Raw genomic sequence first — 23,584 nt, forward strand, 5'->3', positions numbered from 1 at the left:
GACTTGCTTTGCAGGTGGGTTTCAAGGCAGGCTTGGGTGTGCATTATTCCAATCGCCGTGTCAGGTATTTTTTATGTCGCTACGCGTCTGCATCCTGGAAACCGATATCCTGCGTCCAGGCTTGATCGATCAGTACCAAGGTTACGGGCAGATGTTCAAGCGCCTGTTCGCCAAGCAGCCGATTCCTGCCGAGTTTGTCGTGTACAACGTGGTCAACGGTGAATACCCGGCGGACGAGGAACAGTTTGACGCGTACCTCATCACGGGCAGCAAGGCCGATTCCTTCGGCACCGATCCGTGGATCCAGACCCTCAAGACCTACTTGCTCGAACGTTACGAGCGTGGCGACAAACTGCTGGGCATCTGCTTTGGTCACCAATTGTTGGCACTGTTGCTGGGCGGCAAGACCGAGCGCGCCGGCCAGGGCTGGGGCATGGGCATCCACGATTACACCCTGGACGCCAAGGCGCCCTGGATGAGCCCGGAAGTGGAGGAGCTGACCCTATTGATCAGCCACCAGGACCAGGTCACCACGTTGCCGGACAATGCCACCGTCATCGCCTCCAGCGCATTTTGCCCGTTCGCCGCGTACCACATTGGCGATCAGGTGCTGTGCTTCCAGGGGCATCCGGAATTTATCCAGGACTATTCCCGCGAGTTGCTGGAGATTCTTCAGACGACGCTGGGGGAGAAGGTCTACACAGACGGCGTCGCCAGCCTGGAACGCGACCACCACGGTGCCACCGTGGCGGAATGGATGATGCGCTTCGTGGCCCACAAGGCCTAAAGCCAGCCCGAGCGCTTGAAGCTGGCCCACAGGCCAGTACAGCCCACCGCAATAAACCCGAGCACCGCAAAGTAGCCGTAGTGCCATTGCAGCTCGGGCATGTTCTGGAAATTCATCCCATAAATTCCCGCCACCGCCGTGGGGAACGCGAGGATCGCCGCCCACGCGGCGAACTTGCGCTGCACCACGCTTTGGCGCGACGCCTCCAGCAACACACCGATCTCGATGGTCTGGCTGGCCATATCGCGCAGGGTGGTGAGGTCTTCCATCTGCCGCGTCACGTGGATCTGCACATCACGGAAGTAGGGGCGCATGTTCTTGTCGATAAACGGGAAACTCAGCTTCTGCAGCTCCTGGCTGATCTCCACCATCGGCGCCACATAGCGCTTGAGCCGCAGCACATCGCGGCGCAGGCCGTGGAGGTTCTGGATATCACCTTCGCTCAGCGAACTGCACAGCACGTTGCGCTCCAGCTCATCGATCTCGGCATGGATCGCTTCGCTGACCGGCTGGTAGTTTTCGGTGACGAAATCCAGCAGCGCATAGAGTACGAAATCTTCCCCGTGCTCCAACAACAACGGCCGCGCCTCACAACGCTGGCGCACAAAACCGTAGGACGCCGAGTGACCATTGCGTGCGGTGATGATGTAGCCATTGCCGGCAAAGATATGGGTCTCGATAAACTCTAGCTTGCCGTTCTCGCGCACCGGTGAATAGGTGACGATAAACAGCGCATCGCCGAAGGTTTCAAGCTTGGGACGGCTGTGTTTTTCCAGGGCGTCTTCGATGGCCAGTTCATGCAGGTTGAACTGGCGTTGCAGGTTGGCCAGTTCCTGGGCGCTGGGTTCTTCCAGGCCGATCCATACAAAGTGGTCGGGTTTGGCGGCCCAGGCGGCGCCTTCGTCAAGGGTGATATCCGTGACTTTCTTACCGGCGCTGTACACAGCGGCCGCAACAACTCTACCCATGGTGCTGATCACTTCTTATTGGGAGGACAGGTGTTGGGCAGCTTAGCCTGAATGACGTTCCATTGCGGCCGTCGTTGTGATGGGCTTTTGTAGTGAGCGAGCTTGCTCGCGCTGGGGTGCGAAGCGCCCCCAATCAGGCCGCCCCCAACTCCCGATCCATCTGCGCAATACAAGCGTCCATCTGCGCCTGACACGCCTGCATCAACCCCGGGACGTCATCCGCCGTCATACCAGCCGTAGGAATCGGCGCCAGCGACCGTATGAGCACATCCCCACTGTGCCAGCGATTGAGCTTCATCTGCGTCACGTAATTACTCACGCACACCTGCACGATCGGCACCCCGGCGGCAATCGCCATATGGAACGCGCCTTTCTTGAACGGCAGCAGCCCCTTGCCCAAGTTGCGCGTACCTTCCGGGAACACCCAGATCGACGTGTCCTCATGTTGCAACGTGTGCGTCGTGGTCAACATCGCCCGGCGTGCCTTGTGCGCATTGCCACGGTCGATCAACACATTGCCCGCCAGCCAGAACAACTGGCCGAACAGCGGCACCCATTTCAGGCTCTTCTTGGCGATGCACACCGTGCGGTGCGGCACCACGTTGCCAAACACAAACAGGTCATAGTTGGACTGGTGGTTGGCGATGACCACGCAGGTGCCGGGCTTGTTGCGCAGTGAGTCCACATCGGCCTTCACGTTCAGCCCAAGAATCCGCATGGCCGGCAGGGCGTACAGGCGAGCGCACAAGCGGCTGTTGTCCGGATTGAATGGCCGGCAGATACCGATCAATACGCCCAGCACACCGGCGATCATAAAGTGCAGGCCCATCAACAACATACGCAATAGAAACAGCATCGACACGGCCTATCCGGACAAAAGGTGGCGCAGTGTACGGATGTGCACTGTATTCGGCAATTAGCCGGGCAGAGGGAGGAGATAGGCGATGTTTAAGCACATGTTTCAACATATACGGATACCACCCGGCTAGAGCGGCTAAGGAGGTTTCGGATTTGTTTGTAAGAAAAAGCCCGACACTAGATCGGGCTTTGGTGTGGAGGCTGTAAGGGCTTAGCTCAGAATATGGCCCTGATCCTGAATGATCGCGTCATCCAACGCTTCCAGCAGTGCCTTACGGACTTTCAGCTTGGTGTGTTTGTGGGCGTTCATATTGATCTTCTTCAGCTGACGCGCCGCTTCCAGCGCTGCGGCATGCAGCTCTTCCGGTGCCACCACCTTATCCAGGAAACCGGCCTGCAACGCGCCCTGCGGATCAAACATCTCGGCATTGATCACCGAGCGATGAAACGCCGACTTACGCAAACGATCCCGTGCCAGTTCAATCCCGGCATGGTGCATGGTCATGCCGATGGCCACTTCATTCAGGCCAATGCTGAAGGGGCCTTCCACACCAATCCGATAATCCGCCGACAACAGCAGGAACGCACCCTTGGCCACCGCATGCCCAGGGCACGCCACAATCACCGGGAACGGATGCGACAACAACCGCCGCGCCAACGTCGAGCCGGACGTCACCAGGCCGATGGCCTCTTTCGGGCCGGCCGTCATCACCTTCAAATCATAACCACCCGACAAAATCCCCGGCGTACCGGTGATCACCACCACCGCCCGATCTTTCTCCGCCTGGTCCAGCGCTTCATTAAACGCACTGACCACCGCCGGAGAAATGGCATTCACCTTGCCGTTGCTCAAGGTCAGGGTCGCGATACCGTCTTCGAGGTGGTAAGCAATCAACTCACTCATGACGCGGTTCCTTGTAGGATTTGTTATAGAAGGCTTGTTAATAGCAGTGCATGCGCAGACGTTACCCACCACGCCCGCCCCGGTAAAGCACGATGACTGACTACCCAGTCAGACTTTTCCCGCCGACCCCACGCTGCGCAGCCTACGGCACGGCGCAGTAACCGTTCTAGACGCCGGCCCGTGATGCCTGAGAATGGCAGAATCATCACCCTTTGGCGCACGTGTTCCGGCATATCCAGCTAACCGCATGAAAATTCTGAAAAAAACCTTTGCCATCAGAAAGGCTTTCGACTACATTAGCGCGCCTCGACAGACTGAACTGGTTTGACGAGATACGGTGAAGTGTCCGAGTGGCTTAAGGAGCACGCCTGGAAAGTGTGTATACAAGAAATTGTATCGAGAGTTCGAATCTCTCCTTCACCGCCAAATTCTTGAAGAAATCCCGCGAGTTAGAAGCTCTGCGGGATTTTTTTTGCCCGCGATTTGAAAACGTACCCCCGTCTGTACCCCCGTTCGTGGCAGGACTTGAGGGGGCGCCTAGGGCCGGTACGAAGGAAAGTCTGGGCGTGAAATGGATCGCCGCCCTGGCAGAGCTGCACGTTCGCTTGCGTTCATAAAAACGGCTTGAAGGCAATGGAACGGAAAACTACTATTTATTGGTAGTTAGGGTCGTCACGGGAGAGCCACATGTCCACCAGCGTTGTCTTGAGTTCGCATTTCGAGTCCTTTGTTCAGCAGCAGCTGGACACGGGGCGCTTCAACAACGTCAGTGAGGTCATCCGAGCAGGCTTGCGCCTATTGGAAGAGCAGCAGCAACAGTTTGCGACCAGGACGCTGGAGTTGAAGGCGGCGCTGGCCGAGGGTACGCAGAACGGACAATCGCGACTGGTCGACGAGGTTTTCGACGAAATCGAGGCGCACGTGCGTGAGCTGGCCAAGTCCCGGCACTGATGTCGGTGGAGTGATCTATCTGCAAGATATCGGCACGTGCTTGGGCTGACAGGCCTCAACATCCCGGGCCATTTGTAAGCTGGGGCAAGAGTCTAGGTCCATTGCAGCCGGAGTCTGAAGCATGAGCGCGTTGCTTTCTGTAGTGCTGCTTGCGCGAGCAGGCCCGGGCTTATAGCTTAGATCTATTGAGCCCCTCGTGGCACTTGACCTTCTTAAAAATCAAGCAGAGTCAACAGGTTGCCATTCATCTGAGTTCTGCCAAGGGCCAGGAGGAGCCATTGTGTTCTGGAGTGACGGCAGGTAAATTTGACGTTTGGCCTGAACAAGTGGGTCGATGCTCCTCTATCCACGGTTCGACGATGCTCTGCGAGCCCATGATCGCTTCAAGCCGCTATTACTGCACCCTGACAGTCTCGCATTCTCAGTGCTTTGCTGTCCGAGGCGTCGATCTGAATCCTGGGAGGCCAGAAGGCAATGGCTACGAGTATTCTGAGTTTTGAGGTTGCACGGAAAATTTACTCAAACTCTTTCGCCATGGAAGCGCGATGAAGTACGCCTATGAAGACCTAAGTGATGCACAGTTCGAGAGCCTTATCGTGTTCTTGTGCCAACGGCTGCTTGGCATTTCCGTTCAGGGCTTTGCTAAAGGTCCGGACGGAGGGCGTGATGCGAAATTTGTCGGTACCGCCGAGTTGCACCCTAGCAAGGCTGCACCCTGGATAGGTACGACCATCATTCAAGCCAAGCATACCAATGGGTACAATCGGAATTTTTCCGAGCCTGATTTTTACAGTGCTAAAGCTGCCAATACCGTACTGAATAAAGAGCTTCCCCGGATTCAGAATCTGCGGGCTAAAAAACAGCTAGATCACTACATGCTGTTTGCTAATCGACGTCTTGCCGGTAATGCCGAAAGTGAGATCCGCAAGCATATCTCGATTCAGTGCGGTTTGCCGGAGTCATCTATTTATTTGTGCGGTTTGGAGCAGCTGGAAGTATTTCTTAAGGTATTTCCGGAAGTCGCGGCCTTGGCAGACCTCGACCCAATCGATTGCCCATTAATTGTCAGTCCGGATGATCTGGCTGAAGTTGTTCAAGCACTCGCAAGCCATAAGGATGCGGTAGGTGCCTTGTTGGATGACCCTCCTACTGCGCGAGTCTCCTATGAAACAAAGAATGCGCTGAACAATATGAGTGCGGAGTATGCCAAGGCACAGCGCAGACGTTTCCTAAAAGAAACTGCCCAGATACGTGCGTTTTTGGCTGCGCCGGAAAACCTTGAGCTGCTTCACCTATATGAGTCTGTAGTTGACGAGTTTCAATTCAAGGTCATCGCAAAGCGTAAGGACTATCAGACCTTCGATGAGGTTATGGAGTACTTGATTGATCTTTTGTTCAGTCGCGATCCTGTTTTGCGTCAGCACGCGCATAAACGGCTTACGCGAGCTGTACTGTTCTACATGTACTGGAACTGCGACATCGGTGAGGTGGATGATGCTGAGACCGACTAAACACTCCCACCCAGATCGCACCGTGATCAATGTCTCATTGCTAATACTCGCGCGGCTGAGGTCGCGTAGAGTCGACGAGTATGATGCGTTGCGAAGATATGCGAAAAAAGCAGTCACCGGTGGTGATGTTCTGTTTTTGCCAGCATTGAATTTTCTTTATCTACTGGGGCTTGTTGACTATCGCCCTAAAACAGATGCCGTGGAATACGTGGGTCCGAATGAAACTCTCTAAAATCTATACTAATAAACCGGAGCTGTTTGCTCCGGTGGAGTTTGTTGAAGGGCTTAATGTTGTCCTGGCCGAGATTCGTTTGCCCGAGAATAAGGCCAAAGATACCCATAACCTTGGAAAGACTACGCTTGGGCGTCTGCTCGACTTCGGTTTTTTGTCTGGGCGCGATGCTAAGTTTTTCCTCTTCAAACATTCTGAGTTATTCAAGGATTTCGTTTTCTTCTTGGAAATCGAGTTGAATGACGCCTCCTTTATCACTGTGCGGCGTGGCGTGAAGGATGCGACGAAGATCGCTTTCAAGAAGCATGAGGCGGGTAAGCAGGATCTTTCATTGCTGCAAGCTGCTGAATGGGATCACTACGATGTCCCATTTGACCGTGCGCGGGACCTGCTGGATGGCTTGCTTGATTGGCGAGCCTTGAAACCATGGTCATACCGCAAAGGTCTGGGATACTTGTTGCGCGCCCAAGAGGACTATCGTGAGGTTTTTCAGCTTCGCAAGTTCGCGTCCAAACATGCCGATTGGAAGCCGTTTCTCGCGCATTTGCTGGGCTTCAATGCGCAGCTGATTTCTCAGCACTACCTCAAAGAAGAAGAGTTGGCGAAAAAGCAGGAAATAGCTCAGACGATAAAAAATGAGCTTGGCGGTTCTGTTGAGGACGTCAGTAAAATTGAAGGCATTCTGCTTCTTAAGAAAAACGATGCTGATAAAAAGCAGAAGCTGCTGGATGCGTTCGATTTTCGCTCCCAAGACAAGGACCATACTAAGCTGCTAGTTGAAGGGATTGATGAAAAAATTTCTGTGCTGAACGCAGAGCGTTACTCGTTGAGTCAAAATCGAAAGAAAATTCTTTTGTCGCTGGAGGACGATCAAATTCTGTTCAATCCTGATGAGGCGCAGCAATTATTCAGCGAAGTAGGAGTGCTCTTTCAGAATCAGATCAAAAAGGATTTTGAGCAGCTGATTGCGTTCAACAAGGCCATCACAGAAGAACGCCGCGGATACTTGCAAGAAGAGCGGGTCGAGATTGAGGCAGAGTTGAAGCGTTTGAACGCGGAACTCAACACTCTCGGGAAGAAGCGTTCGGAGATGCTTTCGTTTTTGAGCGGCACCGATGTCTTCACCAAATACAAGCAGGTGGCTGATGAGATGGTGTTGCTGCGTGCGGACATCACTTCACTTGAGCGTCAGCGTGGCTTCGTGCATCGGCTGCAGGAACTGAGGGCTGAGATCCGGACGTTGACGGAAGAGCGGAGCCATCTGCAGACGCAGATTGAAGAAGATGTTGAGCGTCAAAACTCGACGCAGGACAGCCTGTTTTCGGTGATTCGTGTCTACTTTAATGAAATCGTTGAGGAAGTTATTGATCGCAAAGCACTGTTGAGCGTATCCCCAAACCAGCAAGGACATCTGGAATTCAAGGCTGAGATTTTGGATGAGTCAGGCAATGCTACCAGTGCTGACCAGGGGCATACCTATCGTAAGCTGCTCTGCATTGCTTTTGACATGGCAGTGCTGCGCGCCTATATCGATGAGAAGTTCCCGCGCTTTGTTTATCACGATGGTGTATTCGAGTCGTTAGACGATCGCAAAAAAGAGAACCTGTTAACGGTTATTCATCGATACGCTGAATTGGGACTGCAGCCAGTCATTACTTTGATTGATTCGGATCTTCCTATTCGCATTGGTGAAGATCCAGTGTTCTCGGATGATGAAATTGTACTGTCCTTGAACGATGAGGGTGAACAAGGTCGCCTTTTCAAGATGCGGACATGGTAGGTGCCTATCCTACGTCGGTGGAGCGGAGAAGCGCGTATTTTAGCCTCACCCTGTTGGTGATCTGTACGGGTTGCTTTCGCTCTTGAATCGGCGATGTCGATCACTGTTTTTGTAACTTGATATTGGTTCACTGGAAGCATTGGCGACATCGTCGTATAAAACGCCGATGGCAGATGTGCTTTTCGCCCACCTCCTGTGGCCGTCCAGCTCGCATCTGCAACCTGTTGATCGGAGGTGTGCGATGCGTAAGTTGATCTTCTTCAGCTTTCTTTTCGTAGGCGCCGGGTTCGGCTTTCTCTGGGGGCCGCCTGACGATTGGCTCACGCGCTTGTTGATGATGGGCATCAGCATGATATTCGCTGGCGCGATAGGGGGGCGGCAGCGGATATCGGTCGAGGTAAGGCGGAGCCTGATGCCCATGATTGGTACGAGATCCATCGGCCAACGGGATCTGGCATTCATGCGAATGACTACGCGACCAACTATTGGCGAGATAAGTGGCACGCTCCTTTTTCAAACCCGAAGAACTTTGAGCACGAGCCTGCAGAGCGGTCCCACATTCCACATAAGTGGTAGTCGCATCATTTTTTAAATAGGTCCGTCACGGCATCCTTCGCGCGCTTGAAGGTGGAGCGACCATCATTGCTGACTTGCTTTGCGGCTTGCTCCACCTGCGACCTGTTCGACGCGAGCGTTCCGTCATCGGTGTCTACCAGATCCGCGCGGCGGTCAAAGCCTGCTTGGTCGGTTTGGGTTTGATCGCGCATCTCATCAGCACGCGTTTGCACTTGTTCCCGGACGGGCGTGCTGAATGCCGGTGGTGCTTCTGGTAGCGCATTGTTCCAGCCTGCGACGGCACGTCGCTGTTGAGCAAATGTGCTGGTGGGATCGCTCTGTTGGTTCACTTGCTGCTGCATTGTGTGGTGACGATTGCTCATTTCGCCGAACGAGGTGGGCATTGCGGTGCCATCGGAGAACACTCGGTTAGGTGACAGGGCTTGGCGTGCCAGTTCGGCGTCCATCATCACCTTGGCCGCCGCACTGTTGCCGCCATACTGTCCGGCATAGCGCATGAACATGGCCAGATTGTGCGGATCCTGCGCGACGTCAATGGCGATTGATTCGCCCTGCTCGTAGGCCGAGGACATGCGTTCGGCATAAGCTACGCGCTCGGTCAGGCTTGCTTGTGTCTGCTCTGCGCGGGAAGCGCTGGTCGCAAGCCGAGTACTCAGGTCTTGTGCCTCACTGGTACTGTTCGTTATCGCACCGCTGTAGCCCGTGCTGTTTGAAATCTGATCTGCAAATTGCTTGAAGCTGTCCACCTGTTCTTGGCTCATGCTGGCAAGCGCCTTTTCCTCCTGGTCCGCCGCTCCCACGGACTGATATTGTAACCACCGCCAACTGTCAGGATGCCTGACAGCAACCAGAGTAGTCATAACCGTGGTGCCAAGGAGCAAGTATGCGAAGGATCAACCGGCCCAAGGAGTCTCCGCGGTTCTTGAGGTCCGACCACGTCAAGAGCGAGCGCAACCGGGTGCTCGCCTACCTGCGGCGCGAACCTGAGGAGCGGCGCCAGCGACGTGACCCGCTGAATGATGACATCTTTTTTGATTCGGAATTACGAGACGAGCTTTCGTCCGTCTTCCATGAGAAGTGTGCGTTCTGCGAGACGCATATTGGTCGCGATGGAGGCGTAATCCATCTCCGGCCGCTTCGTTTTGCGGCAGAGGGTACGGGGCTCGACAAGAACTACTACCTTTGGATTGCATTTGAGTGGCGAAATTTGTTTTACGGCTGCCGTCGGTGCATCAAGTCAAAGGGCGACCGATTTCCGGTGGCGGGACAACGGGCGTCCTTTCTAGCGACATTTGACGATATCGTTGAAAGTGAAGATGCGCTTCTTATAGACCCTACGGCAGAAGATCCTCACAAGGGTCTCCGGTTCCTATGTGACGGCAGCGTTGTTCCACTTTCACCCAAGGGCACGGAGTCAATTGAGGTGTTCGACCTCAATAGGCACGATCTTGAGTACGAGCGTAGGTATCTTGTTGAGGGGATGTTTGCTTCGCTTAAAAATGAGGATGATGGTGCGCTGCGGCGTATGCTGAGCAGCGGTGAGGCTCATTCTGGTGCATTGCTCAACATCCTTAAACGGATCGCAGCGGCGTGGCTCGTAGCGGATCGCCCAATCAAAGGGAGTGGTGATCTCTTTGTGAGCCGGTTCTTTGAGCGATGGATGACTGCAAGTAGTGCACAGCACAGACAGTTGTCCAGTGCCGTCAGGCAAGTAGAAGGGGCGGATGCGGATGCGCGGAATCAGCCCAGTATGTTGCCAATCTTTTCAATTGTAGATACAGACAAAGAGGAGTTCTGGATCGCGGATGGAGAGATTGCGCGCATTGATATATCGAATTTCAAGGCTATCAGCCGTTTGGGTATCGAAATGCCTCCAGCTCGTTCGGCTCGGTCGGGTGCGCCAGCATTGATGATCCTTGGTGAAAATTCTACCGGTAAGTCGAGCACCCTTGCGGCCATTGCTCTAGCCCTGATTGGCCGCCGAGAAGCGGGCAAGCTCAAAAGGTTCCTACCCACGCTTGTGCATAGCACCGGGACGGATCGCTTTGACCAGTTAGACTCTCCGCCTGTTGAAGTCCGTATTGATTTCCACTTCTCTTCGGCCCATTCCTCGTTTCTATTCGACGGCTCCCAACAACTTATCGAGGGGGATGCGGAGCCGCCAATGCTCGTCCTGGGGTACGGTGCACGTCGGTTCTTCAACACTAAAAAGCGCCAACGCCCACGTGGTGGTGCAGCGCGTGTACGGACATTGTTCGATCCCCTGGCGACGATTCCCTATCCAGCGGATTGGCTGCGTGCCCAAACTGGCTCACGTTTCGATACGGTTGCGGCGGCCTTGAGAGTTGTACTGGCACTCAACGAAGAGGACGAGCTGATTGTTGAGCCGGACTTTCTTGCTGTGCGCGCGAATGGGCGAGTGACGCCCATTGATGCGTTGAGTGAGGGCTATCGGTCCGTATTTGTCATGACCGTCGATATCATTCGTGAGCTTCTAGACCACTGGGGAAATCTCGAACAGGCTCAGGCAGTGGTGTTGATTGATGAGCTGGAGACGCATCTGCACCCGCGCTGGAAAATGCAGGTTATGACGTCGCTGCGCCGGGTCCTGCCTCGTGTCCAGTTCATCGTGACGACACATGATCCACTTTGCCTGCGTGGGATGGATGACGGAGAAGTCATCGTGCTTCAGCGCGATGATAAAAAACACATACAGAAAGTTGAGGACTTACCCACCATCTCAGGGATGAGCGCCGAACAATTGCTGACTTCAGACTACTTTGGACTTGCCAGCACTGCGGACCCTGGGACCGAATTTGCGTTAGCGCGAATGGCTGGTGATGTCGCGCGCCGCAACACTTTTGGTGAACAAGAGGTGGCGCCGTCAGACGCGGCTATGGAGGTGGTGAGGCGGCTGGTGGTGGGGAATAGCCAGAGCGAGCAGATCGTCCAGGAGGCGATGGTTAAGTACCTGGAGGAACGAGAGCGCCGGAGTGGTTCGGCTCTTGCTACGCTGCGAGCGGACGCCGTCTCGGCAGTGATTGAAGCCCTTAAGGCGGATTAGAGATCAGATATGCGCTACGTGAATCGAAAGGACATCGCAGAGCCGGATTCGTTAAGCAAGCCCTCTGCAGCGGTGAAAGACGAAAAGGACGCGGCTGAATTGTTCTATGCGACATTTGACCCGACGCAGTCGCCGAGGCCAGCCGCCTTCACGTTCAAGGCCTATAAAAGTTACGATGTTCAGCATGCATTGCGGCAGTTGTTCCTAGCTAAATGTGCCTACTGCGAATCCCATCTTGGCGATAGCTTGGAAGTGGAACACTTCCGGCCCAAAGGTGGGGTGACGGAGGATCCTTTGCACTTCGGTTACTGGTGGCTGGCCCACAGCTGGGAGAACCTACTGCCCGCGTGCCCGGGTTGCAACAAGAACCTCTGCCATCACCTCGTTACCGAACATACGACCGAGGAAGAGTTCAAGGCAGCGCAATTGAAGAAGTCCAAGAGCAGTTATGGGAAGGCAAATCAATTTCCAGTCTCGGGCAAGCGTGCTACTGACACAACCCATAGGCTCAAGGATGAGGCTCCAGACTTGCTGGATCCGACTGTCGATGATCCTGCCTCATTTCTGGGGTGGTCCAGAGCGGGCCATTTCAGTGTGGCGATTGCGAAGTCTTCAACGGCGAATGTGGCCAACCGCGCGCTCGCGACGATCAATGTTTTTGCGCTCAATCGTGCGAGCCTGGTCCGCACACGTACTGAGGTGTTGACCGAGCTGCGATTTCAGAGAGTGGAGATCCTCAGTGAGCTTGAGGAAGAGCTGGCTCAGGGGATCTCTGCAGCTCGTATCGCTCGCATCATGAGGAGAGTGGAGGTGATGCGACGGATGCAGCAGCCGGAGAAGCGGTATTCTATGCTGGTCCAAGAGTTCATTGACGATTTCGTGGCTGAGCTTTCGACTCATCCGGGACTGGCAGCTATCTAAGTGTGGGTAGATGGAATAGCTGCTGTTCGATTGAAGTTTGAAAGATGGGGTTCCTATGGTCATCCGAGTGCCGACGCTTGACGAGTACCTGAGCCACACCGGGCTTCACTATCATCAGCTATGGAAGCAAATTGGCCCTGACTGGTATTGCATCAGTTGCCGCAGAAGTCGTTTTCAAATTATGCGATGGAGTAAGCGTTTCCCAAGATCGCCCAATGCGTTCATGGATTGGGTGGCAATCGTTAACACGCATCATGACCATGCAGGTGATTATCCCGGGTGCGCACCGCGATTTCCCCGCACCGTACTGTGCAATCAATGTAACGCTGCGGATGGCGCTGCAAAAAGACGCCTTCAGCTTCCACAGAACTTCTCCTACAGTCCTGAGGAGCTAGGCCGAATCATCACGGCGGTACCCCATTCGGCGCACAAGCTTGACTATGATGTCGCACTTGCTATCTATCAAGACTTGTTGGTTTCAAAGTTGTTCACGCCGTGTGCTGGTTAATTGGGTTTGAAAGCTGCCGCTCGCCTGCGGGGCTATCTGGTTGTGCCGTAATGCTTGTTTTACATTTTGCGCCACTCGATGCTTGAGCAATGGGCTCGCTCAAAGGTGGCGAAGATGCGGCGGCAGTGCCCGGCTCGGTTGACCGAGTGCCTCTAAGAACAGGCGTCGGATCCGGTTTTGATTGAACTGCACGATGAGGCGATAACCCTGTACGCAATTCATGTAGTAGAGCTCACTGCGTGGGCCCGATGCTGTTTCCAGCTTGCTTAGCTGTGGCTTTCGCCCCAAGGCAGACTCGAGGGGGAGTCGCATGTTCAGTCCCTCCACCTGGCAGCGCATGGAGAAGTTACCGTAGAACCAAACTGACAATAACCGGTCATCGTCCCCTATGCGTGCCATAAAGCCATCTGAGTACCTGGCGGGTCGCCACCAACCGTCATCGTCCACACAGGGGGCTGACCACGACGCTCCCAGTGCGGCTTGCAGTCGGTCCTTGGTGTGGCCTGGACGCAGCAAGGCAAGGCTGGGGTAGTCGAGGCGGGTGTCCGAGGCTGGCATAGTGTGATGCAGCACGCAGAACTGTGTGGCGAGGCTTTCACAGCGTGTCGCGGTAACGGGAGGAGGGCAATAGGAATGGTACGAAAAGGGCGGCTTTTCCTACTTAGGCGATACGCGGACGATGAACTCGCTCACATGTTGATTTGCGTGTCCGCCTAGATGGCGCCCAAGCGTCATCGCAGAACATCTGCACGAACTGCTTATGCTTCGCAAAAGCGTGTAGGAAGCCTGTATTCTTCCGTTATTGATATCTGGCCGTATAACAGGAGCTCAGGGAATGGCAGGAATACGGTATGTGGAGATTCAGAACTTCCGAGGCATTGAACAGCTGAGTTGGGCTCCCAACGAAGGCATCAATTGCCTCATCGGGCCCGGAGATAGCGGGAAGACTTCAATCCTGGATGCAATCGAAGTCTGTATGTCGGTGCGCCGCAATGTAGATTTCTCGGACGCAGACTTTTTTGGAATGAATGTTGCCAAGCCGATAATCATCAGAGTGACAGTCGGTGCGCTCCCAGACCACTTGATGGACCTAGACAGTCTGGGTGACGTGCTACGTGGTTTCAATAATGCCAGCGGCTGTGTTGAAGATGAGCCCGGTGATGGGCTTGAGGTCGTTTTGACGTTTCAGCTGGTAGTTGGAGACGACTTGGACCCCAAGCGGGGCTTGTACTCGGAGCGGACAGAGTCTGATCCCTATCAACGGCAGTTGCCGTGGAAGGAAAGAGCAATTCTTGCACCGAGCCGCATAGGCAATCACTCGAGCACTAATCTGTCATGGAGCCGAAGCTCTGTATTGGCGCGCTTATCAGAAGAAAAGCTTGCTGTCGGGAATGACCTGGTGTCGGCGGCAAGAGAAGCTCGGCTCGCGTTTGGTGACAAGGCTGGCGCCAACATTGGTGACATGCTTGATCTAGTCACGACCAAAGCAAAAGAGATGGGCGTTGACGTCGGCGCGAAAGCAAAGGCTTTGCTGGATGCGGAGGCGCTTTCTTTCTCTGATGGGGCGATTACGCTGCATTCCGACGGTGGAGTGCCCTTGCGCAACCTTGGCACGGGCTCCAGCCGCCTGTTGCTGGCAGCCCTTCACCGTGAGGCATCATCTGCAGCAAGCTGTTTGTTGGTTGATGAGGTCGAACATGGGCTTGAGCCTCATCGCGTGATCCGCCTACTGCACTCCCTCGGGTCAAAGGATACAGATGTCCCGTTCCAGGTCTTCATGACAACCCACTCGGCAGTGGTGGTGAGGGAGCTCAGTGGTGATCAACTCGTCATAGTTCGGAAAGTTGACGTCGGACAGCACCAGATGCGCTTGGTCAGTAGCGAGAACGCAATCCAGGGGGTAGCTCGTCTCTACCCGGAGGCATTCCTTGCAAAGACTGTGATCGTTTGTGAAGGCGCTAGCGAGGTCGGGCTCCTTCGAGGCATTGATCGATACCTGGTGTCGAAAGGAAGGCAATCGGCGTATGCAAGCGCGACTTCGTTTGTCGATGCCGGAGGCAGGAGTCCAGAGCATATCTTGGAGCGGGCGCGGGTCTTCGCGCAGTGGGGCTACCGAACCAAGGCGTTCTTGGACGCAGATGTGGACATTCCCGCAAAGGCAAGAAAGGCTGCTGAAGCAGATGGTGTTACGGTTTGTACTTGGGGCGATTCTCTAGCTCTTGAGGAGGCCTTGTTCAGATGGCTCCCTGACCATGGGGTGGACGATCTCATTGAACTGGCGATTGAACTCAACTCGGAGGAGTTGGTTGGTGGTGCGCTGGAGGAGGTTTCGAAGAAGAAGCTCGATTTGGAGCGTGTGTTAGATCTTGTGCGTGGCGATGCCCAGTACGAAGACGAAGAACGGGCGTTTTTGGGGAGGGCAGCGAAGCTTTCAACAAAGGACTCCAAGGTTGGACCGGGTCGCAAAGGCTGGTTCAAATCCATCAGCAAGATGGAGTTGGTAGGAGAAAAAGTGGTTGGCCCTTGGATAAAGGACGCTAAGCCTGAGCTCAAGAAACCGATCGTTGCACTGTTCAGGCACTTCGATGTGTGACGGTGATTTGGACATCCTCACGTTCCGCCGCGCGAGCGTCAGTGCACCTGCGGGATGTGGCAAAACGCAGCTGATCACCTCTGCTCTCCTGAGAAGCGACGATAGCAAGCCTGCCCTAGTACTGACACATACCAATGCGGGGAGGGCAGCACTTGAGCAGCGTTTGAAGGCACTAGGCGTGCACGGCAGTGCAGCACGTGTGGCAACGCTGGATAGTTGGGCCATTCGCTTGGTCCAGTGCTTTCCTCAGAGATCGCGTCTTGCGCCGGCTGTTCTTCGGGTGCAAGGAAACAGCGCAAACTATGCAGCAATTCGGCAGGCCGCATTGGACATCCTGAAGGCCGGGCACGCTGATCAGATCGTCTCGGCGACATACTCACGGGTCATTGTGGACGAGTACCAAGATTGCGGAAGTTTGCAGCACGAGATGATTCTGTCGCTTGCTAACTTACTTCCGACGGTGGTCCTGGGTGACCCTCTTCAGGTCATCTTTGACTTCGCTGGCCCAGTTGTGAATTGGCACAAAGATGTGGTTGGTGCTTTTCCCCCTCTGACGTGGAAGCCGGAACCTTGGCGTTGGAACAACGCAGGTGCACCAGAGCTTGGCAATTGGCTTCTCAATTCCGTGAGACCGTTACTGAGTCGAGCTGGCGGCTCTATTGATCTTTCCAAAGCTCCAGAGGGGGTTGAGTGGGTTCGTCTTGAAGGTTCGGCGATCCAGATGAACGAAACACGTCTCGCCACAGCAAAGCGAAAGTTTGCAGGCACAACTCTTATCATTGCAGACTCAAAAAACAAGGAAAGTCAGTGGCAAACCGCTCGCAGAGCTCGTGCGACAATGGTTGAAGCCAATGATATGGTGGACTTCATGAAGTTTGCTGGGATGTTTGATCCTCGTACCCAAACGTCCCTGGACGATGCGGTAAGCTATTTTGGCAGCTTGCTGTCTGGACTGTCGCCAGAAAAGCTGATTGCTCGAACTCATTCGCTACATGCCGGGAGGGCGCGAACTCAGGCAAGTAACATTGAAGAGATTGCACTGGCGTATTTGCGGGCCCCGACTTATCGAAGTGCCGCCAATATGCTGGATGCCTTCTACAGTACCGCTGGTATTTTTGCTTTCCGGCCGGACATCATGCGCTTATGCATAAAGGCGTTACGGGCAGCGAGCGACGCGGTGAGTTTTCACGCTGCGGCGATGAGGGAGCGGGAGCGATTTCGGCATATGCCTCGCATGATGCGTCCTAGGTCTGTAGGAAGTACCTTGTTGTTGAAAGGACTTGAGGCGGACGTAGCCGTCATCCTTGAGCCAGAAAAGATGAATGCAAAAAACCTCTATGTCGCAATGACCCGCGGCAGCAAGCAACTTGTCATCTGCTCAAGCTCGCCGATACTGAAATGGTAGGTGTCGGATTGACAGTGTTGGCGATTTTACCCCCGTCGGTACCCCCGTTTGTGACGGGATTGTTTGGGTGGGTGTGGGCCGTTGAGAGGTATCCTCATCTCCCGGCATGGCTTGTGCCACCTGTCTATTTCGGGCTTTGTGAGCCTTCATGGGGTGGGTGGAAATGGACACCGCTTCCGCCACTCTCTCCGCCATGCCTGCCTCCTTCACCGCCAAATTTGATATAAACAAAACCCCTGGTTTCGAAAGAAACCAGGGGTTTTGCGTTTCTGGGGGAGAACACTCCAGATATTTGCCTTAAGCGCTTGGCATATCCGCACGCCGCCCTATGGCATCCAGTATGTCACACCCATCGCGCAACGGGATTGAGCAGAGCAGTGCGAAGTCGCTCAGTACGACGGAATCGCTACTGATTTCCTCCCTCAGTGCGAGATTTTCAAGAACTTGGGTGACTGCGCGGATTCGATAGCTCGCCGCGTCGAGCAGTATTTCCAGTGGAGCATTCGTGTCCACGAAAAGCGCAGGAGTAGCGCTGTCGTTGTTGGTCAGTGCCATGTATTGGTTCATGCGTTAAGTCCGTTCACTTAATGGAAAATTCACCACCTATTTGTCGCCAAACAAAAAGGTGGCAGCTGTACGCAGGTTGGCGAACCGGAACAAGAACGGACAAAGACCGGCAGACTCGAAAGTCTCCCACGCACAGCTACCATTGCGCAGCTTATTGCGTGCAGGGGCATCCCGCAAATCAGCCGGGAGGCTTCTGCCATCTTGTTGTCGAGTCGCCAAACCCGGTCGCCATGAGGGCGACCGAGCGACTATAGGCGTGGCCATTTTGAAATGGGAGGTCACCACTTCCGAGCGGCGCGTAGGACTTTGCCCAAATGACCTCACTTCGAACTGCGCTTTCTCTTCGTGCCGTACGTGCGATTTGCTGGCAATCACTAGTCAGCACATCGCCAACGTAGGTATGTACCCACGCTAACGTAGTCTGCTTCCGAAACGTCAAAAGCCCTTCAGCACTCGTCTTACCTCGCCTGTAGCGGATTTTTATAGTCGCCCAAGACAAAAGCTTTGGTATGTGATGAAGAAAACCGGAGGAACTGACTGATGTCCAGCAAGCTTCGCATCTCTGCTGTGCAACCAGTTGCCGGCGAGCATGCTCTTGAGGTTGAGTGGAATAACCGTATGCGGCACACCGTTGATCTCACCGATCATATAAACACTTTCTCTATCCTCAAGCCGCTCCGGAATTTGACGCTATTCGCTCAAGCCGAACTCGGCGAATGGGGCTTTGACGTGACCTGGGGTAATGACCTTGAATTGCCAGTCGTCACGTTGCACCGCTTGGCGTTGGAGCAGTCGTGTGAGGGGTGGGATTATGTGCATGGAAGTCACACGGGTCGGCACGCCTAAGCAGGGTCGTGTTTTATAGAGTGGGGCGGCGGATACAGTCGCCCTAAATCATTCTGGAACCCACACACATCACTTTTCCCTCAATGCCTATGCCAATGATGCACATCCGGAAAATGCGCATGACTATGCCGCAACGGACGATGCGCATGCACATGGCTATGGGGCACTTTCGGGTCCCATTCAAACCCATGTTCATGCTGGTGATGCTCATCGTGCACATGCCAATGCCCGTGTTCCGTGGCCTCATGCTGATGTTCATGGGCATGCCGTTCCGTCAGGTGCAGCCACACCCCCACGGCCATCAGCGCCGAGGCGATCCAGAACGCCACGGTCACCGACTCGCCCAGCACCAGCAACGCAACGGCGGCCCCCAGGAACGGTGCGGTGGAGAAGTAAGCGCCGGTGCGTGCACTGCCCAGTCCACGCAATGCCAGCACAAACATAACCAGGCTGATGCCGTATCCCAGAAAGCCCACCAGCAAGATCGGCAACAGTTGCGCCACCGCCGGAACCTGCGCCCCGATAGAGAGCGCCAATCCGCAGTTGACCAGCCCCGCAACCAAGCCTTTGGTGCCCGCAATAAACAGCGCGTCAGACCCAGACACCTTGCGCGTCAGGTTGTTATCGATCCCCCAGCACAGGCAGGCCAGCGCTACTGCAAGTGGCCCGGTCCAATCATGGGTTGTTCCCCCGCCGCCAGACCATGACAAGGCGACGCCGCCCAATACGATGGCGAGCATGCCGAGGACGATGCGGCGGTCGGCGTTTTCCCTGAACACCAGCCAGGCGATCAACGCCGTGAGCACCGACTCAAGGTTGAGCATCAGTGATGCGGTGGCGCCACTGGTGCGGGTGAGGCCGAACATCAACGCGACGGGCCCGAGGATGCCGCCGAACACGATGGCGCCGAGTAGCCAGGGCCATTCCGAGGGGGTGAGTCCGCTGGGTTTCCAGCCGCGATCACGCACCAGGCGTACGCCCGCGAGGCCGACGCCGCTGCCGAGGTAGAGCAGGCCGGCAAGAAGAATGGGGGAGAGGCCCAGGCCAAGGCTTTTGGCGAGCGGGGTGCTGGCACCGAAGAGGGCGGCGGCGGCGAGGGCGTAGGCGATGCTGAGGTTCATGGGCGGTCCTCGGTGGAGGCGCCCATGATACGACTTATGTGGCGCTACTTACGCCTGCACATACACCCAGGCTGTCAGCCCCGATGCCAGCGCCACTTCCACTCGTTTGTAGTCCGACACTTCATAGGCATCCGCTGCCGCCAATTCCGCCTCGGTAATCTGGAACACCATGCCTTTCACCTCGGCGCCCGCTTCTAAGGTGGGCGCCACGATGGGGTGATGGGTCTTGCCGCTGCTCGCCAGCACCTGCGGGTCGGTGATTTCTACCCAGCTTTGCGCGTAGCCGAGCATGGCGTCGTGCTGGCCGACCAGCTCGCGGCCAAAGTGGGTCAGTTGTACGGTTTTGTCCTGCAACGTGCCGTAGGAAAACAACAGCACGGGGTATTCGGTGGAGCGTTTCATGGTGTTCCTTTAGGCCAGTAGGTCTTCGTAGAAAGCGCCGTAGGGCTTGGTGGGGTGGGCGATCTGGATTTCGAGAATCCATAGGCCCGCGTTCGGGTAGTGCTCAAAGTCGCCGAGGTCGCCGCCACGGTGGATCGCGTGGGGAAAGTCGCTGACGCGGTGGCCCTTGATATCGAGGTTCAACTGCCAGCCCATGGCCTGGGCTTGTTCTTCGGCGTAACGGTAAAGCTCCAGACCCACGACCTGGTCGTTTTTCCAGCGGGCTTGAACAAGGTCGAACAGTTCTTTTGCCGCGTTGGCACAGGCGACCATTTTCACGTCGTTGCCCGTGCTGAACGTGGCACCCGCGTCCCCTTCGTGGCCTTGCCACACCGCGCCCATGTCGATGAAGTAGATGTCGTTTTCGCCCAGCACCGGATCGCCTTCGGAGCGTTGCTTGAAGGTCTTGAGGGTGTTGGTGCCAAAGCGCACCAGCAACGGATGCCAGATGCGTTGCATGTCGAGGTCGGCGAGGACTTGCTTGCCCAGCTCGCGAGCCTCGGACTCGAGCATGCCGGGGCGGATGCGCTGGGAGAGGTTTTCGATGGCTTTCCAGGTCATGGCCTGGGCGTAGCGCATGGATTCAATACTGTAGGCGGCGCCTACGGCTTCTTTGGGTTGTGCACTCACCAGCGTGTCCTCGGCTTAAATTATCTGCGGCGTTATACGTTTTACTATATAGCGCGATGCTGATGCAGCAAAAGGCAAATTGCGTCAGGTATACGCAGGGTGGATCGACCCGGGTTGCTTGCAGGCAATGTAGCCCGCTATTGTGCTGAATCCTTTTAGTCCTTCGCCCCAAGGATCTGTTTTGATGAACGCACCGCGTACCGCCGGCCCGATCAAGGCCGTGATTTTCGATATGGACGGTTTGTTGCTGGATACGGAAGGCATCTACACCGAAGTCACACAGATCATCGCTGAACGTTATGGCCGTACCTATGACTGGGGAATCAAGCAGCACATCATCGGGCGGGGTGCCCAGGACCTGGCCGACTATGTGGTCAAGGCGCTGGAGTTGCCGATCACCCCGGCCGAGTTCCTGAAAATCCGCGAACCGCTGATGAGCGAGCGTTTTCCCAAGGCCTTGGGTATGCCGGGCGCCGAGGCGTTGGTGCGGCACTTGAAGGCGCACGATATTCCGATTGCCGTAGGCACCAGTTCGTCGCGCAATTCGTTTGGGTACAAGACTACTTTGCACCGTGAATGGTTTGCGCTGTTCGACACCATCGTCACGGCTGACGACCCGGAAGTGGGGGCTGCCAAGCCTGCGCCGGATATTTTCCTCACTGCCGCTCGACGCTTGGGCGTGGCGCCAGAGGATTGCCTCGTGTTCGAAGATTCGCCGTTTGGGGTAACGGCGGCGAAGGCGGCCAATATGACGGCCATTGCTGTACCGGATGAGGCCATGGCTGACAGCAAGTACGACCACGCCGACCAGATCATCCGCAAGCTCGCGGAGTTCGACTTGGCGGCCTATGGCTTGCCGCCAATGCGCTGAATAAATGGGGTCAAAATGTGGGAGGGGGCAAGTCGAATCGTCGCACCGCCCCTCCCACATTTGGTTTTGCAGTGTTCCTGGAATCCTAGGCGCTGAAACCACCATCGATGGTCAGGCTTGCCCCAGTGATGTACCCGGCTTCCGGCCCTGCCAGGTAGGCCACAAAACTGGCAATCTCCTCCACATGCCCATACCGCCCCACCGCCATCAACCCAATCAAACTCTCGGCAAAATCACTGTCCGCCGGGTTCATATCGGTATCCACCGGCCCAGGCTGCACATTGTTGATGGTGATGCCCTTAGGTCCCAGATCCCGCGCCAGGCCTTTGGTCAAACCCACCAGCGCCGCCTTGCTCATCGCATACGGGCCACCGCCGCCAAAGGGCATGCGCTCGGCGTTGGTGCTGCCGATATTGATCACCCGACCGCCTTCGCCCATATGCTTGGCCGCTTCTTGTGTCGCGATAAATACGCTGCGCACGTTGATCGCCAGGGTCTGGTCGAAGTCTTCCAGCTTGAAATCTTCCAGCGGGGCGATGGCCAGCACGCCAGCGTTGTTCACCAGGATATCCAGGCGACCGAAGGCCTCGACGGTGGCATTCACCGCGTTGCGGATGGCGCCGGCATCACCGCTATCGGCGTGGATCGCCAAGGCCTTGCCGCCTTCGCTGATCACGCTGTTCTGTAAATCTTCGGCTTTGGCGGCCGAGCTGACGTAGGTAAAGGCAACCGCTGCGCCTTGTGCCGCAAGGCGCTTGACGATGGCGGCGCCGATGCCGCGGGAACCGCCTTGAATCAAGGCGACTTTGCCGCTGAGGTTTTGTGTGGTCATGTCGATCTCCTGGCTGTTCAAGGCGGAATGCCTTGTTGTTGGAACCGAGTATCGACCTCGCCCGTCCCGCCCGGTAGACCGTGATTGCTATAGTCTGTGTAAACCAAAAGTTTGGAATGGTGTGTTATGGAAAGCTTTGGCAGTATCGAATGCTTTGTGCGCAGTGCCGAAGGCGGCAGCTTTGCCGAGGCGGCGCGGCACCTGAGCCTCACCCCGGCAGCGGTTGGCAAAAGTGTCGCCAAGCTAGAGGCGCGCCTCGGTGTGCGGCTATTTCAGCGCAGCACCCGGCGCCTCACCTTGACCGAGGCCGGCAAGCTGTTTCTTGAAGAGGTCAGCGGCAGCCTCACCACCATCCAAAATGCTGTGGCCAACCTGGCCAGCGCTGAGGGGCGGCCAGTGGGCACGCTCAAGGTCAGCATGGGCACCGTGTTTGGCAATCGCTATGTGGTGCCACTGTTGGGTGAGTTCATGGCGCGGTTCCCGGATATCAGCCCGGACTGGCATTTCGATAACCGTCAGGTCGACTTGATCGGGCAGGGCTTTGATGCCGCCATCGGCGGTGGCTTCGAGTTGCCCCAGGGCGTGGTGGCGCGCAAGCTGGCGCCGGCCCATCGAGTGTTGGTGGCTTCACCGGATTATCTGGCGCGGCGCTCGCCGGTGGTGGTGCCCGAGGATTTATCCCACTGTCACGGCATCCTGATCCGTTCACCGCAGACCGGGCGCGTCCGTTCCTGGCAACTGAGCAGCCGCGAGCGCGAGCAACGCCCGTTGGTGCTCAAACCCGGCATGACCATGAGTGACTCCGAGGCCGCCTGCTGCGCCAGTGCCCAAGGGTTGGGGATCGCGCTGGTGAGCATGCCGATGGCGGTGCCGTTCCTGGACAGTGGCGCAGTGGTGCGGGTGTTGCCGGATTGGTATGTGGATGATGGCAACATTTCCATCTACTACGCCGAACACAAGCTGCTGCCCGGCAAGACCCGGGCGTTTGTGGACTTCATCATTGAGCAGTTTGCCGGACAGCAGTTGGGGCAGCGGTTCAGTGCCATCTAAAACTGTACACGACTCAAAATGTGGGAGGGGGCAAGCCCTAATGCCAGTCAGTTAAGAGATGACGGTAGCGACACCGCCTCTGTAGTGAGCGGGCTTGCCCCGCGCTGGGGGGCGAAGCCGCCCCAAATCCATCCACTGCGGTCTGTCTGAAGCACCGCGGTACCAGGG

General features: G+C 55.9%; 22 protein-coding genes and 1 tRNA gene. 13 read left to right on the forward strand and 10 right to left on the reverse strand.

Annotated elements, in window-relative coordinates:
* Window positions 1-73 precede the first annotated feature (73 nt).
* The gene (locus DYL61_RS13375; RefSeq protein WP_135308690.1) at window positions 74-787 is read left to right on the forward strand and encodes an amidotransferase; all 714 of its coding nucleotides are present in this window, start codon (window positions 74-76) and stop codon (window positions 785-787) included.
* Here the strand turns inward: DYL61_RS13375 and DYL61_RS13380 are convergent.
* The 3 genes from DYL61_RS13380 to DYL61_RS13390 form a co-directional block, all read right to left on the reverse strand.
* On the reverse strand, window positions 784-1,755 hold the full coding sequence (locus DYL61_RS13380) for a magnesium and cobalt transport protein CorA (RefSeq protein ID WP_135308691.1): 972 nt from the start codon (window positions 1,753-1,755) through the stop codon (window positions 784-786). The genes DYL61_RS13375 and DYL61_RS13380 overlap by 4 nt on opposite strands.
* A gap of 133 nt (window positions 1,756-1,888) precedes the next feature.
* Window positions 1,889-2,611: a 1-acylglycerol-3-phosphate O-acyltransferase gene (locus tag DYL61_RS13385; protein WP_135308692.1), complete on the reverse strand. Its 723-nt coding sequence runs from the start codon at window positions 2,609-2,611 to the stop codon at window positions 1,889-1,891.
* 213 nt (window positions 2,612-2,824) lie between these two features.
* Window positions 2,825-3,517, reverse strand: a complete 693-nt coding sequence (locus tag DYL61_RS13390) for a crotonase/enoyl-CoA hydratase family protein (RefSeq protein ID WP_135308693.1) — start codon at window positions 3,515-3,517, stop codon at window positions 2,825-2,827.
* 336 nt (window positions 3,518-3,853) lie between these two features.
* Here DYL61_RS13390 and DYL61_RS13395 point away from each other — a divergent pair.
* From DYL61_RS13395 to DYL61_RS13415, 5 genes are all read left to right on the forward strand, one after another.
* Window positions 3,854-3,943 (forward strand) — tRNA-Ser (locus DYL61_RS13395).
* Between the two features lie 261 nt (window positions 3,944-4,204).
* Window positions 4,205-4,468, forward strand: a complete 264-nt coding sequence (locus DYL61_RS13400) for a type II toxin-antitoxin system ParD family antitoxin (RefSeq protein ID WP_135308694.1) — start codon at window positions 4,205-4,207, stop codon at window positions 4,466-4,468.
* Window positions 4,469-5,013: 545 nt separating this feature from the next.
* Window positions 5,014-5,979 carry an ABC-three component system protein gene (locus tag DYL61_RS13405; RefSeq protein ID WP_135308695.1) on the forward strand — a complete coding sequence of 322 codons (966 nt, stop codon included), beginning with the start codon at window positions 5,014-5,016 and terminating at the stop codon, window positions 5,977-5,979.
* Window positions 5,963-6,211: an ABC-three component system middle component 8 gene (locus tag DYL61_RS31760; protein WP_135308710.1), complete on the forward strand. Its 249-nt coding sequence runs from the start codon at window positions 5,963-5,965 to the stop codon at window positions 6,209-6,211. Before DYL61_RS13405 ends, DYL61_RS31760 begins: the two co-directional genes overlap by 17 nt.
* A complete protein-coding gene (locus DYL61_RS13415) occupies window positions 6,198-7,991 on the forward strand; it encodes a DUF2326 domain-containing protein (RefSeq protein WP_135308696.1) in 1,794 nt (597 codons plus the stop codon). The genes DYL61_RS31760 and DYL61_RS13415 overlap by 14 nt, the downstream gene beginning before the upstream one ends.
* Before the next feature lie 581 nt (window positions 7,992-8,572).
* Here the strand turns inward: DYL61_RS13415 and DYL61_RS13420 are convergent.
* Complete coding sequence (locus DYL61_RS13420; protein ID WP_135308697.1) at window positions 8,573-9,328, reverse strand: hypothetical protein; 756 nt, start codon at window positions 9,326-9,328, stop codon at window positions 8,573-8,575.
* Between the two features lie 122 nt (window positions 9,329-9,450).
* On the opposite strand from DYL61_RS13420, the gene DYL61_RS31590 reads away from it, so the two are divergent.
* On the forward strand, window positions 9,451-11,631 hold the full coding sequence (locus tag DYL61_RS31590) for an AAA family ATPase (RefSeq protein ID WP_238704560.1): 2,181 nt from the start codon (window positions 9,451-9,453) through the stop codon (window positions 11,629-11,631).
* A gap of 9 nt (window positions 11,632-11,640) precedes the next feature.
* Entirely contained in the window at window positions 11,641-12,552 is a 912-nt protein-coding gene (locus DYL61_RS13430) for an HNH endonuclease family protein (protein WP_135308698.1), read from the forward strand.
* A gap of 607 nt (window positions 12,553-13,159) precedes the next feature.
* Here the strand turns inward: DYL61_RS13430 and DYL61_RS31900 are convergent.
* Window positions 13,160-13,618, reverse strand: coding sequence for a DUF7256 domain-containing protein (locus DYL61_RS31900; RefSeq protein WP_420825075.1), 459 nt, complete (start codon window positions 13,616-13,618; stop codon window positions 13,160-13,162).
* A gap of 277 nt (window positions 13,619-13,895) precedes the next feature.
* On the opposite strand from DYL61_RS31900, the gene DYL61_RS13440 reads away from it, so the two are divergent.
* Together DYL61_RS13440 and DYL61_RS13445 are read left to right on the forward strand one after the other, a co-directional pair.
* Entirely contained in the window at window positions 13,896-15,653 is a 1,758-nt protein-coding gene (locus DYL61_RS13440) for an ATP-dependent nuclease (RefSeq protein WP_135308699.1), read from the forward strand.
* A complete protein-coding gene (locus DYL61_RS13445) occupies window positions 15,646-17,058 on the forward strand; it encodes a UvrD-helicase domain-containing protein (protein WP_135308700.1) in 1,413 nt (470 codons plus the stop codon). Before DYL61_RS13440 ends, DYL61_RS13445 begins: the two co-directional genes overlap by 8 nt.
* A gap of 297 nt (window positions 17,059-17,355) precedes the next feature.
* Here the strand turns inward: DYL61_RS13445 and DYL61_RS13450 are convergent, their stop codons facing one another.
* Window positions 17,356-17,625, reverse strand: a complete 270-nt coding sequence (locus DYL61_RS13450; protein ID WP_135308701.1) for a short-chain dehydrogenase — start codon at window positions 17,623-17,625, stop codon at window positions 17,356-17,358.
* A gap of 540 nt (window positions 17,626-18,165) precedes the next feature.
* Here DYL61_RS13450 and DYL61_RS13460 point away from each other — a divergent pair.
* The gene (locus DYL61_RS13460; RefSeq protein WP_135308703.1) at window positions 18,166-18,471 is read left to right on the forward strand and encodes a DUF2442 domain-containing protein; all 306 of its coding nucleotides are present in this window, start codon (window positions 18,166-18,168) and stop codon (window positions 18,469-18,471) included.
* 80 nt (window positions 18,472-18,551) lie between these two features.
* Here DYL61_RS13460 and DYL61_RS13465 read toward each other — a convergent pair whose 3' ends face one another.
* From DYL61_RS13465 to DYL61_RS13475, 3 genes are read right to left on the reverse strand one after another with little or no spacing between them, the layout of a single operon-like run.
* On the reverse strand, window positions 18,552-19,592 hold the full coding sequence (locus tag DYL61_RS13465; RefSeq protein WP_135308704.1) for a DMT family transporter: 1,041 nt from the start codon (window positions 19,590-19,592) through the stop codon (window positions 18,552-18,554).
* Window positions 19,593-19,640: 48 nt separating this feature from the next.
* Window positions 19,641-19,994 (reverse strand): gamma-glutamylcyclotransferase family protein, encoded by a 354-nt coding sequence (locus tag DYL61_RS13470; protein WP_135308705.1) that lies wholly within the window; start codon window positions 19,992-19,994, stop codon window positions 19,641-19,643.
* 9 nt (window positions 19,995-20,003) lie between these two features.
* Window positions 20,004-20,663 carry a M24 family metallopeptidase gene (locus DYL61_RS13475; RefSeq protein WP_135308706.1) on the reverse strand — a complete coding sequence of 220 codons (660 nt, stop codon included), beginning with the start codon at window positions 20,661-20,663 and terminating at the stop codon, window positions 20,004-20,006.
* Window positions 20,664-20,847: 184 nt separating this feature from the next.
* On the opposite strand from DYL61_RS13475, the gene DYL61_RS13480 reads away from it, so the two are divergent.
* The gene (locus DYL61_RS13480; protein WP_135308707.1) at window positions 20,848-21,534 is read left to right on the forward strand and encodes an HAD-IA family hydrolase; all 687 of its coding nucleotides are present in this window, start codon (window positions 20,848-20,850) and stop codon (window positions 21,532-21,534) included.
* Between the two features lie 85 nt (window positions 21,535-21,619).
* Here the strand turns inward: DYL61_RS13480 and DYL61_RS13485 are convergent, their stop codons facing one another.
* A complete protein-coding gene (locus DYL61_RS13485; protein ID WP_135308708.1) occupies window positions 21,620-22,366 on the reverse strand; it encodes a 3-oxoacyl-ACP reductase family protein in 747 nt (248 codons plus the stop codon).
* Between the two features lie 126 nt (window positions 22,367-22,492).
* On the opposite strand from DYL61_RS13485, the gene DYL61_RS13490 reads away from it, so the two are divergent.
* The gene (locus DYL61_RS13490) at window positions 22,493-23,416 is read left to right on the forward strand and encodes a LysR family transcriptional regulator (protein ID WP_135308709.1); all 924 of its coding nucleotides are present in this window, start codon (window positions 22,493-22,495) and stop codon (window positions 23,414-23,416) included.
* The last annotated feature ends 168 nt before the right edge of the window (window positions 23,417-23,584 follow it).

Origin of the sequence: Pseudomonas nabeulensis (assembly GCF_004682045.1) — a bacterium.
GTDB classification, from domain to species: Bacteria; Pseudomonadota; Gammaproteobacteria; order Pseudomonadales; family Pseudomonadaceae; genus Aquipseudomonas; species Aquipseudomonas nabeulensis.